The organism is Streptomyces sp. NPDC005752 (assembly GCF_040630715.1).
Classification (GTDB): Bacteria; Actinomycetota; Actinomycetes; order Streptomycetales; family Streptomycetaceae; genus Streptomyces.
The window spans coordinates 176,267-191,496 of the sequence record NZ_JBEXYB010000005.1 but is presented as its reverse complement, the minus strand read 5'-3'; the positions used below and the strand labels follow the sequence as shown (position 1 = coordinate 191,496).

Sequence of the window (15,230 nt, the reverse complement as noted above, 5' to 3'; positions counted from 1 at the left end):
GGCGAATTCTCCATCGGCGGACGCCGTCGCCGGTAGTGGGTTTCAACCACCGGAACCGGCGGGCGGCAGGGGCTCGTAGCGGGCGCGCTGCGCCTCGTGGGCGACCTCGGGGTCCTCGTCCTCCTCCAACGGGACCAGCACGCGTTTGCGCAGGGCGAGGCTGTGGGCGCAGAGCAGGCGCAGGCCGGACCGCCGTACGTGCCGGGGGCGGCCCGGGGCCACCAGGCCGGCCAGCCACTCCTCCGGGACGAGCAGGACGTAGGGCACGAGGGCTTTGCGGGCGGTGCGCACCACCGGAGGATGCGGGTCGTCCATGGCGGCCATGAGCTCGTCGGGGGAGATCGCGTCGCGCATGCGCAGGGCGGCGAGTGCCGCTGTCCGCACCGGGCCCTTAGGGTGTGCCATCAGCGGCCTCAGGAGGGCCGCCGCATCCGGTACTCCGGACTCCGCCAGGCCGAACAGGGCCCCCGGCGCGAGGCCGGGCGCGGCGGGGTCGGCGCACAGCGCGCGGTAGAGGTCCTGCGTGTCGCGGCCCACCATCCGCAGGACCAGGCGGGCGGCGGAACGCACCCTGGCCGACGGATCCGCCAGGTGGAGCGCGGCCTCCTGCCAACGGCCCGCCCGATGCAGTGCCATCACCGCGGAGGACCGCGCCACGGCGGAGGAGGCGGTGAGTAGCGGGTCGAGGAGACGCTCCGGGTCACCTGCGTGGACTGCGGCCAGCAGCGCGCCGGTACACAGGTGGCGGACAGCCCGGTCCGGGGCGGTGAGGGCGAGTTCGGTGAGCCCGGCGGGTGTGAGGAGCCCCCGCTCCAGCGACAGCCGTACGCCGAGGATCCGGACCCGGGCCAGCGGGCTCGCGCAGAGCCGGGACGTGAGCGCGGGCGGCAGGGGTCCCGCCGCGTCCAGCACCCGCTCCAGGGCCCAGTCGCCGTGCGGGCGCAGAGTCAGACGCAGGGCCAGGGGCACCAGCTCCGACGCCGGTGCCTCCGGTCCGTCCAGGGCCGCCCCCAGTACCCGGCGGGCCCGCTCCCGTACCCGCCGCCGCGAGTCGGCACAGCGGACCAGCAGCAGGGGAAGGAGGGCCGGCCGTCCTGGAGCGAAGGCCAGGGCCGCCTCCCGTGCCTGCCACCGGTCGTGGCAGAGGACGAGCGCGGTCTCCGTCTCTGAGGGCGGGAACCGCGACCAGGTGACGTCGCGGGCCTCCTCGTCCCAGCGGGGAGCGGCTGCCCAGTCGACCGACCCGTGCCCGTCGGCGTGCCGCTTGCGGAGCAGGGACCGCAGCGGCATGACCCCGCTCCGCCACGCGGCCGCGATCGATATCTGCCGGTCGAGGTCCACCCAGGCCTCCGGGTCGGACGTGTCCAGGGCGGCGGCCAGAGGTTTACCGAGCAGGAGACGGTCCCGGGGCGGGAGGTACAGCGTGGGGGACAGGGGGACGAGGTTCCGCATGGGGCCAGCGTAGGGATCACGCACTTCTCCCACCAGCACTTTTGACAAAGCATACGGTGGACTGCATAGTTATACCTCGTCCTCGAAGATCGTGGCCTGGCGCGCGGCCTCGTCCGATCCACGGCGTCACCACCGCCTTCCCTTCTCGCGCCGGGGAGGCGGTCGCACACCCACCCCTTGCACTCCCGAGGAGCACGCAGTGAGCAACGGCACCGGCAACAGCGACGTACGCCTCTGGGGCGGCCGTTTCGCCGACGGCCCCGCCGAGGCGCTGGCCAAGCTGTCCGCCTCCGTCCACTTCGACTGGCGGCTCGCGCCGTACGACATCGCGGGCTCCCGCGCCCACGCGCGTGTCCTCAACACGGCGGGGCTGCTCACCGAGGACGAGCTGACCCGCATGATCGCCGGACTCGACGCGCTCGAAGCCGCCGTCGCCGACGGTTCGTTCACCGGCACCATCGCCGACGAGGACGTGCACACCGCACTGGAGCGCGGTCTCCTGGAGCGCCTGGGCCCGGACCTCGGCGGGAAGCTGCGTGCGGGCCGGTCCCGCAACGACCAGGTCGCCACGCTCTTCCGCATGTACCTGCGCGACCACGCCCGGATCATCGGCGGGCTGATCACCGAACTCCAGGACGCCCTGGTGGGGCTGGCCGAGGCGCACCCGGACGTGGCCATGCCCGGCCGTACGCACCTCCAGCACGCGCAGCCCGTCCTCTTCGCCCACCACCTCCTGGCCCATGTGCAGCCCCTGATCCGGGACGCCGAGCGACTGCGGCAGTGGGACGAGCGGACCGCGGTCTCCCCGTACGGCTCCGGTGCGCTGGCCGGGTCCTCCCTCGGGCTCGACCCGGAGGCCGTCGCGTCCGACCTCGGCTTCGAGCACGGCTCCGTCGCCAACTCCATCGACGGCACCGCGTCCCGGGACTTCGTCGCCGAGTTCGCGTTCATCACCGCGATGATCGGCATCAACCTCTCCCGGATCGCCGAGGAGATCATCATCTGGAACACGAAGGAGTTCTCCTTCGTCACCCTCCACGACGCCTTCTCCACCGGCTCCTCGATCATGCCGCAGAAGAAGAACCCGGACATCGCCGAGCTGGCCCGGGGCAAGTCCGGCCGCCTCATCGGTAACCTGACAGGGCTGATGGCGACCCTGAAGGCCCTTCCGCTGGCGTACAACCGCGACCTCCAGGAGGACAAGGAGCCGGTCTTCGACTCCTGCGACCAGCTCGAGGTCCTGCTCCCCGCCTTCACCGGAATGATGGCTACGCTCACCGTCAACCGGGAGCGCATGGAGGAACTGGCCCCGGCCGGATTCTCGCTCGCCACCGACATCGCCGAGTGGCTCGTCAAGCAGGGCGTCCCCTTCCGGGTGGCGCACGAGGTCGCGGGCGAGTGCGTGAAGGTCTGCGAACAGCAGGGCATCGAGCTCGACGAGCTGACGGACGAGCAGTTCGCGAAGATCTCCGAGCACCTCACCCCGGAGGTGCGCACCGTCCTGAACGTTCCCGGCGCACTCGCCTCCCGCGACGGCCGCGGTGGGACGGCCCCCTCGGCTGTCGCGGTCCAGCTGGCCGAGGTGAAGGCCGACCTGGTGACGCAGCACGCCTGGGCGACCGCGCGCGGATGATTCGCACGCATCGCGGGCTACGTTGACGGGAAGGCGTTCGGAACCGACCCAGAGGAGCCCGCGATGCCCTTCGCCCGCCTGAACCGAGCGACCACCCCGACCTCCCACATCGGGCTCGGCCTGGCCGCCGTCGGCAGGCCCGGTTACATCACCCCGCACCGTGACCGCGATCTGCCCGGCGACCGCGGCGTGGACGCGCTGCGCGCCCGCACCCACGAACTCCTGGACGCGGCCTACGCCCAGGGCGTGCGCTATTTCGACGCCGCACGCTCCTACGGTCGCGCCGAGGAGTTCCTCGCCGAGTGGCTGGCCATCCGTCCCGACGTCACGGATGTGGTCATCGGGAGCAAGTGGGGCTACACCTACACCGGCGACTGGCGCGTGGACGCCGAGACGCACGAGGTGAAGGACCACGGACTCGCCGCCTTCGAACGTCAGCGCGACGAGACGGCTGCACTGCTCGACGACCGGCTCGATCTCTACCAGGTCCACTCGGTGACCGCAGACAGCCCCGCGCTGAGCGACAAGGGCCTGCACGCGCGTCTCGCCGAGCTGGCGGCGGGAGGCACCACGGTCGGCTTCTCCGCGAGCGGCCCCGGACAGGCCGACGCCATCCGGGCCGCCCTCGCCGTGACCGTGGACGGTGAGCCCCTCTTCCGGACCGTCCAGGCCACCTACAACGCCCTGGAGACCTCCGCCGGAGCGGCGCTCGCCGAGGCGCACGACGCGGGACTCACCGTGATCGTGAAGGAGGCCATGGCCAACGGGCGGCTCGCCGGGACGGAGGCGCCCGCCGTCGTACGGGAGATCGGCGCCGACGCCGGACTGGACGCGGACGCCGTCGCCCTGGCGCTGGTGCTCCAGCAGCCGTGGGCCGGAGTCGTCCTGTCCGGCGCGGTCACCGTCACCCAGCTGGCGGCCAATCTGCACGCGCCGCTGCTCGACCTGGACCCGGACCGGCTGGACCGGCTCGCCGCCCTGGTGGAGGAGCCGGAGGCCTACTGGCGCCACCGGGCCTCGCTGCCCTGGACCTGAGCCGGCAGGCCCGCGCGGGGCGCGCCCCGCGCGCCCGGCTCCGCCCGCTCACGCCCAGTCCGCGAGCACCTCGAAGTCCGCCCGCACCAGCCCCACCCAGGGGTTGATCCGCCGCAGCAGGGCCCGCCCCGGGTGGTGGGCTGCGACCCAGGCCGTGTCGAGGTCCGTGATCTCGTCGTCCACCCAGGCGAACGGACGTCCGTCCGCGTAGTCGACGACGTACCGCGTCTTCCAGTACGTCCCGTCCGCCGTGACCGCGTGCATCGCGGGCCAGTCGATGTACGGCAGCGGGGGCAGCCCGATGCGGGGACCGACCCACTCGTTCGCCTCGTCCTTCCAGGTGGTCGCCCAGACGAGTTCGTACCGGTCGGCGAGAGCCAGCAGTTCGTCGCCGTGGCCGGGGCTGAGCAGCACGGGCAGGGGCACTCCCGTCGTCCACCCCGTCGGCCGCGTCCGGTGGCGCGTGTAGCCCTCAGGGGCGGTGGGGAGGGCCAGCGCCGCATAGGGGTTGAGCGGACCGTCGATGTCGATCAGCAGCAGCGGCTTCATGGCGCCATGGTGCCCCGCCGGCCCCCTGGCGACGAGCGTGCCGGCGTACCGGCTCCGGACGGGGCGGCCGGCGCGTACGTCGCAAGGGCTCGACGCGAACAGCGCTATGAGACGCCGGCGTCTCAAGTGGGCTAATGTCGTCTCATGACACTTGATCGTGAGCAGGTGCTGCGGAGCGCCGCCGCGCTGCTGACCCGGAAGTCCACGGCGACCATGGACGAGGTCGCACGGGCGGCCGGCATCGGCCGCGCCACCCTGCACCGGCACTTCGCGGGGCGCGATGCCCTGATCGGGGCGCTGGAGAACCTCGGCATCCAGGAGTTCGAAGCCGCTCTGGACGCGGCCCGACTCGAGGAGGGCGCCGCCGAGGAGGGGCTGCGGCGGCTGATCACTGCCGTTCAGCCCGGCGCTGGGCTGCTGTCCTTCCTCGTCACCGAGAACCAGCTGTTCGAGGGCGACCACGTCAACGAGGGCTGGAGCCGTCTCGACGCCCGGGTGGCGGCCTTCTTCCGGCGTGGCCAGGAGCGCGGAGAGTTCCGCATCGACCTCACCCCGGCCTGGCTGACCGAGGCCCTGTACGGCCTGATCGGCAGCTGCGCCTGGTCCGTGCAGGCGGGCCGGGTCGCCTCGCAGGACTTCCCGTACATGATCGTCGAGTTGCTCCTGGGCGGAGCACGCCGGAGCGTGGAGAAATGAGCAGCACCTTTTCGAGGGCGGGCGTCACGGGCGAACAGCACCATCCGGGCCGGTGGGTCGCCCTCACCGTCCTTGTCCTGGCCGTGCTGCTGGTCGCCGTCGACGCCACCGTCCTCGGCCTGGCCACCCCGTTCCTCAGCGAGGATCTCGAACCGACCGGCACCCAGCTGCTCTGGATCGGCGACGTCTACTCGTTCGTCATCGCCGGCCTCCTGGTCTCCATGGGCAGCCTCGGCGACCGCATCGGCCGGAAGAAGCTGCTGCTGACCGGCGCCTCGGCCTTCGGGGCGGTCTCCGTGCTGAACGCCTACGCGTCGACCCCCGAGATGATGATCGTGGCCCGGGCCCTGCTCGGTGTCGCCGGTGCCACCCTGATGCCGTCCACGCTCGCCCTGATCCGCAACCTCTTCCACGACCCGCGCGAACGCAGCCTCGCCGTCGGCATCTGGGGCGCGATGGCGGCGGCGGGCGCCGCCGTCGGCCCGGTCGTCGGCGGGCTCCTGCTGGAGCACTTCTGGTGGGGCTCGGTCTTCCTGATCAACCTGCCCGTGATGGCGGTACTCGTCGTCGTGGGGATCAAGATGATCCCGGAATCGAAGAACCCGGCACCTGGCCCCTGGGACCTGCTCAGTGTGGGGCTCTCGCTGGTCGGCATGATCGGCATCGTGTACGCGATCAAGGAGGCGGCCGCACATGGTCTGAGCTGGGAGAACGGTGTGGCTGCCGTAGGCGGGGCGCTGGCGCTCACCTGGTTCGTGCGCCGTCAGCTGAAGCTTCCCGCGCCACTGCTGGACATGCGGCTCTTCCATCACCGGGGCTTCTCCGGCGCGGTCCTCGCCGACCTGCTGACCATCCTCGGCCTGTCCGGGATCGTCTTCTTCCTCTCCCAGTTCCTGCAACTGGTCCAGGGGCGTGGCCCGCTCGAGGCCGGTCTCGCCGAACTGCCCGCGGCCGTCGGCGCGGTGACGGCCGGGCTCCTGGCGGGAAGGGTGGCGCGGCGCTACTCCGTGCGCTCCGTGGTCGCCGTCGGGCTCGGAGCCATCGGCGTGTCGCTCGCGGTGGTCACGGTGATCCACAAGGAGACCGCCTACCCCCTGATCGGGGTGCTGCTCCTGGTGGTGGGCGTGGGCGCGGGATTCGCCTTCACCGTCACCTCCGACGTCATCCTCTCCAGCGTCCCGAAGGAGCAGGCGGGCTCGGCGTCAGCGGTGTCCGAGACGGCGTACGAGCTCGGTGCCGCCCTCGGCATCGCGCTGCTCGGGTCCATCGTCACCGGTGTCTACAAGGGCTTCGGGACCCCCGAGGGCATCCCGGCCGCGGCCGCGACGGCGGCCCACGAGTCGCTGGGGGGAGCCGTGGAGACGGCCGCGCGCCTCCCGGCGCAGCAGGCGGACGAACTCGTCGTCGCCGCCCAGGAGGCCTTCGTCAACGGTCTGCGGGTCTCGGCTGCGGTCGGTGCCGTCGTGCTGCTCGCGACCGCGGTCGCCGCGTGGTTCCTGCTGCGTGACCAGAGGCTGGAGGAGGGGATCATCCCCGACGAGTGAGTGGTGCGGCGGCGCCGCACCGGACTCCACCCCGTCCGGCTCAGGCCGCCTTCGCCTTCGTGGCGTACATGTCGACGTACTCCTGGCCCGAGAGACGCATCACCTCGGCCATCACGGAGTCCGTCACCGCCCGCAGGACGTAGCGGTCGCGGTCCATGCCCTCGTAGCGGGAGAACTCCATCGGCTCGCCGAAGCGGACCGTGACCTTGCCCGGGCGGGGCAGCCCGGCGCCACCCGGCTGCAGCTTGTCCGTGCCGATCATCGCGAAGGGCACGACCGGGGCACCCGTCATCAGGGTGAGCCGCGCGATACCCGTACGCCCACGGTAGAGGCGGCCGTCGGGGGAACGGGTGCCCTCGGGGTAGATGGCGAAGGCGTTGCCCTCCTCCAGCACCCGGCGGCCCGTCATCAGCGCCGCGACGCCGCCGCGGCCACCGTCCCGGTCCACCGGGATCATCCCGCAGCCCGTGAAGAACCAGGCCATCAGCCGGCCCTTGAGGCCCTTGCCGGTGACGTACTCGTCCTTGCCGATGTAGAACACCGGCCGGTCGCAGCAGATGGGCATGATCATCGAGTCGATGAACGTCAGGTGGTTGCCCGCGAGGATCACCGGACCGGTCCCCGGGATGTTCTCGACGCCTTCCACCTGGGGCCGGAAGAGCAGGCGCAGGATCGGTCCGAGCACTGCCTTGATGACCGTGAGTCGGGACAACGCATCCTCCGGTGTCGTGGCCGGGCGGCCGTGGCGGGAAATCGCGAGGGTCTGTGCAGGTGAGGACGATACTCGCGGGTACCGCCTCCGCGCACATCGGGTTCACCGACCGGATACGCAGTGTTGACGTGTGTTTCCGCCATGTTCGTCCACGGGCTGCCCCACCGATGGCGTAGCTGCCTACGATCAAGCCTCCCCCGAAGGTGCCGGACATCACATCCGAGGAGCATTCATGACAGAGCGCGCGCAGACTGCACCCGGTCGGCGGACCCTGCTGGGGGCGGCCGTCCTCGGCACGGCCGCCCTCGGACTGCCCGGCACGGCCGAAGCCGCCGGGCGTGGCGCGCCCGACGCGCGCGGCGGCGGGCACGGCTCGTACCGCGACCTGCCCGTGCCCACGGTCATCGGCCACCGGGGCGCCAGCGGTTACCGCCCCGAGCACACCCTCGGCTCCTACCAGCTGGCCCTGGACATGGGTGCGCACATCGTCGAGCAGGACCTCGTGCCCACCAAGGACGGCCACCTGGTCTGCCGTCACGAGAACGACATCACCGGCACCACGGATGTCGCCGAGCACCCCGAGTTCGCGAGCCGCCGGACCACGAAGAAGGTGGACGGGGTCTCGCTCACGGGCTGGTTCACCGAGGACTTCACCCTCGCCGAGCTGAAGACCCTCCGGGCGAAGGAGCGCATCCCCGGCAACCGCCAGGAGAACACGCTGTACGACGGCCGCTGGGAGATCCCCACCTTCGAGGAGGTCCTGCGCTGGGCCGACAAGGAGGGCCGCAGGCGCGGCAGGCCCGTATGGCTCTACGTCGAGACCAAGCACCCCTCCTACTTCGGGGGTCTCGGACTCGGCCTGGAGGAACCCCTCGCCAAGCTGCTGCGCCGCCACGGCCGGCACCGGGCGGACTCCGCGCTCATCCTCCAGTCCTTCGAGCCGACCTCGATGCAGCGGCTGTCGAAGCTCGTCGCCACCCCGCGTGTCGTCCTGCTGTCCGGACCGAAGGAACGGCCCTGGGACTTCGTGGAGTCCGGTGACCCCCGCACCGTCGCCGATCTGGTCGAGCCCGCGGGGCTGAAGTGGATCGCGTCCTTCGCCCAGGGCATCGGCCCCACGCTGGACCTGGTCATCCCCAGGGACGGCGCCGGCCGGCTGACCACCCCGACGGCCCTGGTCTCGGACGCGCACGCACGGGGCCTGGTCCTGCACCCCTACACGATGCGCAACGAGAACACCTTCCTGCCCGCGGACTTCCGGCGCGGCACGGATCCCAACGCGTACGGGGACGTGTTCGGCGCTCTCCGGGTGTACTTCGAGGCGGGAATCGACGGGATCTTCTCCGACAACCCCGACACCGCGCTGATCGCAGCCGCCGACTTCGCCAAGAGCTGAGGCGCGAACCGGCCCTCCGGGGCCGAGGTCGCTGCCCGGGCGAGGCCGGGGGCTCGTCCCGGGCAGGGAGCGTCAGCGGTCCGGTCCGCATGCCCCGGTCGGGTGGAGCTCCCTGTGTGCGGCAACCCGCCGCACTCAGGGAGCGTTGACGGGGCATGACTCTTCTTGATCATGTACCCACGGCTCCGGCCGAAGGGGCGGGCGGCCGGGGACGCGAGATCGTCCACGCCCTGTACGCGCTGGTGCGCGCGGAGGCGGCAGCCGAGGCACAGGCGGCCGGGGTCGAGGCCGCGGACCTCGAACAGGCGGTGTGGCTACGGCTGCTGGAGCGCCGGCCCGGCCCGGAGGCGCCCCCCGATCCTGCCCGCTGGGTCCGCGCGGCCGTGCGGGCGGAAGCGCGCGTGGCCCGCCGCAGGGCGCGGCGCGAGCGTGCCTACGCCGGCGGTGAGCCCCCGGGAGACTGGGCCGGCTGCCCCGAGCGGATCACGGTGGGGGCCGACGAACGCCGGGCGCTGCGCGTCGCGGTGGGCCGGCTGCCCGGCAGATGCCCGCGGTTACTCGAGGCGATGCTGGCCGCCCACGATCCGACATACCGTGAGATCGCGGGGGAGTTGGGTATGTCACAGGGCAGTTTGGGCCCCATGCGTTCCCGATGCCTCGGATGTCTGCGCAGAATGCTCGCGGCGGAGGTTGTAGCTCCTGAACCCTGGGGAAAGGAGCGGTAGACAACCGGCGGATCAGGTGAGCGGGAGGCATGCACACATGGGCATGAGTGTGACCATCTCGGCGGCGACGGCACAGGACGTCGAGCAGATCTTCAGACTCCAGTACCTCTGTTTCCAGAGCGAGGCGGAGCTCTACGGCAACTACCGGATCGGCCCGCTCGTCCAGACCCTCGACTCCGTACGGGACGAAGTCGGCACGGACGTGGTGTTCGTGGCGCGGCTCGGCGACGAAGTCGTCGGCTCGGTGCGCGGCTTCACCGACACGGACGGCACCGGCCGGATCGGCAAGCTCTGCGTCCACCCACGGCTCCGCAACCACGGCCTGGGCACCCGCCTCCTGCGCGCCGCGGAATCCGGCCTGGCGGACGGGCGTTCGGCCACCCGCTTCCGGCTGCACACGGGGGAGCGCAGCGAAGGCAACCTCCGGCTCTACCGCAAGGCCGGCTACGCCCGGGTGGGCGACGCCACCGGGGACGACGGTGTGCGGCTGGTCCTGCTCGAGAAGGACGCCACCGCGTCGGCCTACGCGGCGAGCGCCTGAACGACTCCCGCGACGCCCGGTGTCAGGCGTTCCGTGCGCGGCGCAGCCAGATCATCCCGGTGACCGGCAGGATCACCGGGATGAACAGGTAGCCCATGCCGAACCCCGACCACACCGTGCTGTCCGGGAAGGCGGACGGCTCCAGTTGCGTCCAGGTGCCGACGACCAGCACTCCCGCGAGCTCGGCGGCACAGCACACCAGAGCCGCCCTGCGCGCCTTCTCCCCGCCCCGCACCAGCGAGTACGTGATGAAGCCGTACACGACGGCGGCGACGGCCGAGAGGACGTACGCGAGTGGTGCCCTGCCGAAGTCCAGGATCATCTCGACGATCGAGCGGGACGCGGCGGCCACGGTGAACACCCCGTAGAACCAGACCAGTACCCGGCCCGGCCCGGAGCCGAGTTCGAACCGCTGGGTCTGTCGGGGGGCGTCGTGCCCGGGGGCCGGGGAGGCGTGGGCCTTTGTGCGGTCGGTGTCGCTCACGGTCAGTTTCCCCAGATGTCGTAGAGCCGCACTTCGAGTACGGCGAGCACGACCGCGCCGGCCGACACCGTCACCGAACCCCAGCGGGTCCGCTCCGACAGTGACAGGAAGCCCGCCGCGGGCACCGACGCGAAGGCGCCGATCAGATAGGCGATGAAGATCGTCATGCCCTGGTCGGGCCGCTCGCCGCGCGCCAGCTGCACGATTCCCACGAGCAGCTGTGCAAGAGCCAGCACGGAGACGACCGCCATGCCGATGAAGTGCCAGTCCTTGGTGGGCTGGTCCCGGTAGGCGGCGATTCCGCACCAGGCGGCGAGGGCGAGCGCGGTCACGGCGACCGCGATCGTCAGGGCATCAAGCATGAGGCGAGGGTATTACGGGCGGGCGGCGCCGCCGCGTGCGGCCCCGGACGGCGTGTGTGCGCGGGAGGGCGCCCGGCGATCGTGGCCTTTGCCACAGGGCGAGCACGGCATGATCGGGCCGCCGGTGGTGCGGTTCTCGGACCGGGTCGCGTCTTCGCAGGTCAGGGCAGTGTGCGGCGGGGCACGAATTCCCGGCCAGGCGCGTCCACGGCTGTCCGCTATGCGGACGCGGTGGGTCGCCGGGACGTTACGTCTGTTTTACTTGGCCCATGACCACGACGAGCTACCGCAGCCCTGCGACCGAGGCGATCACGACGCCCGGTGCTCGTTGTATGTGTCGAATGCGCGCCTTCTGAGGGCCCCTGCCCGAGCCTCGCGCCCCGAAGCGAGACCGAGCCCGCGCCGTCCGCACCCAGCGGACCGAGCCGGCCCCGGCCATGCCCCGCCCGACGGCTCCGCCGAGGGCCGGTCCATGCCGAGACTCCCACCGGTCGCCACCGACAGAAGTCTCACCAGCCGAATGCCCCGTGCCCGGCGGACACCGCGCCGTGCACTCGACAGTGACGGAAACCCTGTGATCACCACTTCGGGCCTCACGAAGGTCTACCAGTCACGCGGCCGTGAGGTCACCGCCCTGGACGGCGTGGACCTGCACGTCCGCGAGGGCGAGGTCTACGGCGTCGTCGGACAGAGCGGCGCCGGCAAGTCCTCCCTCATCCGCTGCGTCAACCTCCTCGAACGCCCCACCTCGGGCACCGTGACGGTGGCCGGCCAGGACCTCACGGCCCTCGCGGGCCGGGGCCGCCGCGCCGGCAAGGACCTCCGCCGGGCGCGCAGCCGTATCGGCATGGTCTTCCAGCACTTCAACCTGCTGGACTCGCGCACCGTACGGGACAACGTCGAACTTCCCCTTGAGATCCTCGGGCTCTCCGGACAGGCGCGCACCCGCAAGGCGCTCGAACTCCTCGACCTCGTGGGGCTCTCCGACAAGGCGAAGGCGTACCCCGGTCAGCTGTCCGGGGGCCAGAAGCAGCGCGTCGGCATCGCCCGCGCCCTCGCCGGCGACCCCGAGGTGCTCCTCTCCGACGAGGCGACCTCCGCGCTCGACCCCGAGACCACCCGCTCCATCCTGCAGCTGCTGCGCGACCTCAACCAGGAGCTCGGCCTCACCGTCCTGCTCATCACGCACGAGATGGACGTCGTCAAGACCGTCTGCGACTCCGCGGCACTGATGAAGAAGGGGCGCATCGTCGAGTCGGGCACCGTCGGTTCGCTGCTGGCCACGCCCGGCTCCGAACTGGCCCACGAACTGTTCCCGGTCGGCGGGACCGCCTCCGGTCCCGGCTCCACCGTCGTCGACGTCACGTTCCACGGCGAGGCCGCGGCCCAGCCGGTGATCTCGCAGCTCTCCCGGACGTACAACATCGACATCTCGATCCTCGGTGCCGCGATGGACACCGTCGGCGGCAAGCAGATCGGCCGCATGCGCATCGAGCTGCCCGGCGGCTTCGAGGAGAACGTCGTACCGATCGGCTTCCTGCGCGAGCAGGGACTCCAGGCCGAGACCGTGACCGACAGCCCTGCCGGCACCACCGGCATCCCCGTGCAGACCCCCGCCGCGATCACCAAGGAGGTGGCGAAGTGACCTGGTCCGAAATGCAGCCACTGCTCTCGCAGGGAACCGTCGACACCCTCTACATGGTGCTCTGGTCCACCCTCGTCACCGTCGTCGGCGGGCTGCCGCTCGGCATTCTGCTCGTCCTCACCGACAAGGGCGGACTGCTGCAGAACACGGTGGTGAACAAGGTCATCGGCGTGATCGTGAACATCGGCCGCTCCCTTCCCTTCATCATCCTGCTGATCGCCCTGATCCCCTTCACCACCTGGGTCGTCGGCACCTTCATCGGCCCGTCCGCGATGATCGTCCCGCTCGCCATCGGTGCCATCCCCTTCTTCGCGCGGCTCGTCGAGACAGCGGTGCGCGAGGTCGACCACGGGCTCGTCGAGGCCGTCCAGTCCATGGGCGGATCCATCCCGACGATCGTCCGCAAGGTCCTGCTGCCGCAGGCGCTTCCCTCGCTCGTCTCCGGCGTCACCACCACCGTCATCGTGCTCATCGGCTACTCCGCGATGGCCGGCGCGGTCGGCGGCGAAGGACTCGGCTCCAAGGCCGTCACCTACGGATTCCAGCGCTTCGACAACCAGTTCATGCTCATCACCGTCGTGCTGCTCATCGTCATCGTGACCGTGGTCCAGCTGATCGGCGACGGGGCCGTGCGCCTGCTGGCCCGCCGGGGCCGCACCACCTCCTGACCTCCCCCACAGAAGCCCGAACTCCTTGTCCGGGCGCACCACCTTCACCACCGGAAAGAGGCACTCTTCGTGCGTAAGAACATCAAGATCACCGCTGCCGCCGCAGCCACCGCCGCGCTCGCCCTCGGGCTCAGCGCCTGCGGTACGGACTCCGACCCGGCCTCCAAGGGCGAGACCGGCGCCAAGGCGGACACCTCCAAGGCGCTCGTCGTCGCCGCGTCCCCGACGCCGCACGCCGACATCCTGAACTACGTCAAGAAGAACCTGGCGGAGAAGGCCGGCCTCAAGCTGGAGGTCAAGGAGTTCACGGACTACGTTCTGCCGAACACCGCCACCGAGAACGGCCAGGTCGACGCCAACTTCTTCCAGCACAAGCCCTACCTGGACGACTTCAACAAGAAGAACAAGACCCACATCGTCCCGGTGGTCGACGTACACCTCGAGCCCCTCGGCCTCTACTCCAAGAAGGTCAAGGACGTCAAGGACATCAAGGCCGGCCAGACGGTCGCCGTCCCGAACGACACCACCAACGAGGGCCGTGCACTCCAGCTGCTCGCCGAGAACGGGCTGATCACCGTCAAGGACGGCGTCGGCACCAACGCCAAGCTCAGCGACATCACGGACAAGAAGGGCCTGGAGTTCAAGGAGATCGAGGCCGCCACCGTGCCCCGCGCCCTGGACGACGTCGACGCCGCCGTCATCAACGGCAACTACGCCATCGAGGCCGACCTGAAGCCGGGCCAGGACTCCCTGGTGCTGGAGAAGGCCGACGGCAACCCGTACGCCAACTTCCTGGCCGTCAAGGAGGGCAACGAGGACGACCCCCGGGTCCAGAAGCTCGCGAAGCTCCTGAACTCCGACGAGGTCAAGAAGTTCATCGAGGACACGTACAAGGGCTCGATCATCCCCGCCTTCGGGGAGCCCGCCAAGTCCTGACCCCCGGGCACCAGTTGCCGCACGAGCCCCGTACACCCCCACCCAGGGTGTGCGGGGCTCCGCCGTGCGGACCCGGCCATGCGCGTCCGCCGTCCGATGCTGCATGCTGGTGGCTTTACACGGTCTTCGGCATGGAGCTGCGCATGACTACCACCTTCCCGTCCATCTCCATCAGCACGGACAGGTTGGTGCTGCGCCCCTTCGACATGGCGGACGTACCGGCGTACATCGAGATGATGAACGACGAGCTGGTCACCGCCTGGACCGACGCACCACACCCCTACACCCAGGTCGACGCCGAACGGTGGGTCCGCAGGATCGCGCCCGCCGAACGTACCCAGGGCAACGGCATCGTCTTCGCCGTCACCGAGTTCCTCACCCAGCGTCTCGTCGGCTCGGTGCGGCTCCTCAACACTGACCGGCGCACCCTGGCCACCGAGGTCCGCTACATCACCGCGCCCTGGGCGCGGGGGGAGGGATACGCCACCGAGTGCGTGCTGGCACTCGCCGAGTGGCTCTTCCGGGACCAGGGCTTCGAGCGGATCGAACTGCGCACCCCCGCCGGGAACACCGCCTCGCAGCAGGTCGCCCAGAAGCTGGGCTGCATCAGTGAAGGGGTCCTGCGCAACGCCCGCATAGCCAGGACCGCCACCGAGGACGGGGGCTGGACCGACATCCGGACCGACCTCATCGTGTGGGGGCTCCTTCCCGAGGACCTGGAGGGCGTCGCCGAGCAACTGGCCGACGCGGGCGGCTACGGTACGTACAACGACTGGAACTGACCCTCCCCGCAACGCTGCGGGAGCCCCCGGCGGTGCGTTGGTACGGACCGGATACGCTCACCCTTGCTCC

16 protein-coding genes are annotated in these 15,230 nt (G+C 70.9%); 11 read left to right on the top strand and 5 right to left on the bottom strand.

What is annotated here, in order from left to right; all coding sequences use genetic code 11:
• Positions 1-42: 42 nt before the first annotated feature.
• Positions 43-1,452, bottom strand: a complete 1,410-nt coding sequence (locus ABZ441_RS06690) for a hypothetical protein (protein WP_358969118.1) — start codon at positions 1,450-1,452, stop codon at positions 43-45.
• 199 nt (positions 1,453-1,651) lie between these two features.
• On the opposite strand from ABZ441_RS06690, the gene argH reads away from it, so the two are divergent.
• Both argH and ABZ441_RS06680 read left to right on the top strand, forming a co-directional pair.
• Entirely contained in the window at positions 1,652-3,085 is a 1,434-nt protein-coding gene (gene argH / locus ABZ441_RS06685; RefSeq protein ID WP_358969116.1) for an argininosuccinate lyase, read from the top strand.
• 63 nt (positions 3,086-3,148) lie between these two features.
• Positions 3,149-4,120 carry an aldo/keto reductase gene (locus ABZ441_RS06680; RefSeq protein ID WP_358969114.1) on the top strand — a complete coding sequence of 324 codons (972 nt, stop codon included), beginning with the start codon at positions 3,149-3,151 and terminating at the stop codon, positions 4,118-4,120.
• A 48-nt stretch (positions 4,121-4,168) separates the two neighbouring features.
• Here ABZ441_RS06680 and ABZ441_RS06675 read toward each other — a convergent pair whose 3' ends face one another.
• Positions 4,169-4,669 carry a hypothetical protein gene (locus ABZ441_RS06675; protein WP_358969112.1) on the bottom strand — a complete coding sequence of 167 codons (501 nt, stop codon included), beginning with the start codon at positions 4,667-4,669 and terminating at the stop codon, positions 4,169-4,171.
• A 144-nt stretch (positions 4,670-4,813) separates the two neighbouring features.
• On the opposite strand from ABZ441_RS06675, the gene ABZ441_RS06670 reads away from it, so the two are divergent.
• Both ABZ441_RS06670 and ABZ441_RS06665 read left to right on the top strand, forming a co-directional pair.
• Entirely contained in the window at positions 4,814-5,365 is a 552-nt protein-coding gene (locus tag ABZ441_RS06670) for a TetR/AcrR family transcriptional regulator (RefSeq protein WP_358969110.1), read from the top strand.
• The gene (locus ABZ441_RS06665) at positions 5,362-6,909 is read left to right on the top strand and encodes an MFS transporter (protein ID WP_358969108.1); all 1,548 of its coding nucleotides are present in this window, start codon (positions 5,362-5,364) and stop codon (positions 6,907-6,909) included. Before ABZ441_RS06670 ends, ABZ441_RS06665 begins: the two co-directional genes overlap by 4 nt.
• 40 nt (positions 6,910-6,949) lie before the next feature.
• Here the strand turns inward: ABZ441_RS06665 and ABZ441_RS06660 are convergent, their stop codons facing one another.
• A complete protein-coding gene (locus ABZ441_RS06660) occupies positions 6,950-7,621 on the bottom strand; it encodes a lysophospholipid acyltransferase family protein (RefSeq protein WP_031097601.1) in 672 nt (223 codons plus the stop codon).
• Between the two features lie 232 nt (positions 7,622-7,853).
• Between ABZ441_RS06660 and ABZ441_RS06655 the strand changes: the two genes are divergently transcribed.
• The 3 genes from ABZ441_RS06655 to ABZ441_RS06645 all read left to right on the top strand — a co-directional run bounded on the left by ABZ441_RS06655 (position 7,854) and on the right by ABZ441_RS06645 (position 10,283).
• Positions 7,854-9,017, top strand: a complete 1,164-nt coding sequence (locus tag ABZ441_RS06655; protein ID WP_358969106.1) for a glycerophosphodiester phosphodiesterase — start codon at positions 7,854-7,856, stop codon at positions 9,015-9,017.
• A gap of 155 nt (positions 9,018-9,172) precedes the next feature.
• Positions 9,173-9,742: a sigma-70 family RNA polymerase sigma factor gene (locus ABZ441_RS06650; RefSeq protein WP_358969104.1), complete on the top strand. Its 570-nt coding sequence runs from the start codon at positions 9,173-9,175 to the stop codon at positions 9,740-9,742.
• A gap of 37 nt (positions 9,743-9,779) precedes the next feature.
• Positions 9,780-10,283, top strand: coding sequence for a GNAT family N-acetyltransferase (locus ABZ441_RS06645; RefSeq protein WP_358969102.1), 504 nt, complete (start codon positions 9,780-9,782; stop codon positions 10,281-10,283).
• A 22-nt stretch (positions 10,284-10,305) separates the two neighbouring features.
• Here the strand turns inward: ABZ441_RS06645 and ABZ441_RS06640 are convergent, their stop codons facing one another.
• Both ABZ441_RS06640 and ABZ441_RS06635 read right to left on the bottom strand, forming a co-directional pair.
• Positions 10,306-10,767 carry a hypothetical protein gene (locus ABZ441_RS06640; protein ID WP_358969100.1) on the bottom strand — a complete coding sequence of 154 codons (462 nt, stop codon included), beginning with the start codon at positions 10,765-10,767 and terminating at the stop codon, positions 10,306-10,308.
• 2 nt (positions 10,768-10,769) lie between these two features.
• The gene (locus ABZ441_RS06635) at positions 10,770-11,129 is read right to left on the bottom strand and encodes a hypothetical protein (RefSeq protein WP_358969098.1); all 360 of its coding nucleotides are present in this window, start codon (positions 11,127-11,129) and stop codon (positions 10,770-10,772) included.
• A 574-nt stretch (positions 11,130-11,703) separates the two neighbouring features.
• Here ABZ441_RS06635 and ABZ441_RS06630 point away from each other — a divergent pair.
• From ABZ441_RS06630 to ABZ441_RS06615, 4 genes are all read left to right on the top strand, one after another.
• Complete coding sequence (locus ABZ441_RS06630) at positions 11,704-12,774, top strand: ATP-binding cassette domain-containing protein (RefSeq protein WP_358969096.1); 1,071 nt, start codon at positions 11,704-11,706, stop codon at positions 12,772-12,774.
• A complete protein-coding gene (locus ABZ441_RS06625) occupies positions 12,771-13,442 on the top strand; it encodes a methionine ABC transporter permease (protein ID WP_358969094.1) in 672 nt (223 codons plus the stop codon). The genes ABZ441_RS06630 and ABZ441_RS06625 overlap by 4 nt, the downstream gene beginning before the upstream one ends.
• Positions 13,443-13,511: 69 nt before the next feature.
• Positions 13,512-14,378 carry a MetQ/NlpA family ABC transporter substrate-binding protein gene (locus tag ABZ441_RS06620; RefSeq protein ID WP_358969091.1) on the top strand — a complete coding sequence of 289 codons (867 nt, stop codon included), beginning with the start codon at positions 13,512-13,514 and terminating at the stop codon, positions 14,376-14,378.
• 143 nt (positions 14,379-14,521) lie between these two features.
• Positions 14,522-15,160, top strand: coding sequence for a GNAT family N-acetyltransferase (locus ABZ441_RS06615; RefSeq protein ID WP_358969089.1), 639 nt, complete (start codon positions 14,522-14,524; stop codon positions 15,158-15,160).
• The last annotated feature ends 70 nt before the right edge of the window (positions 15,161-15,230 follow it).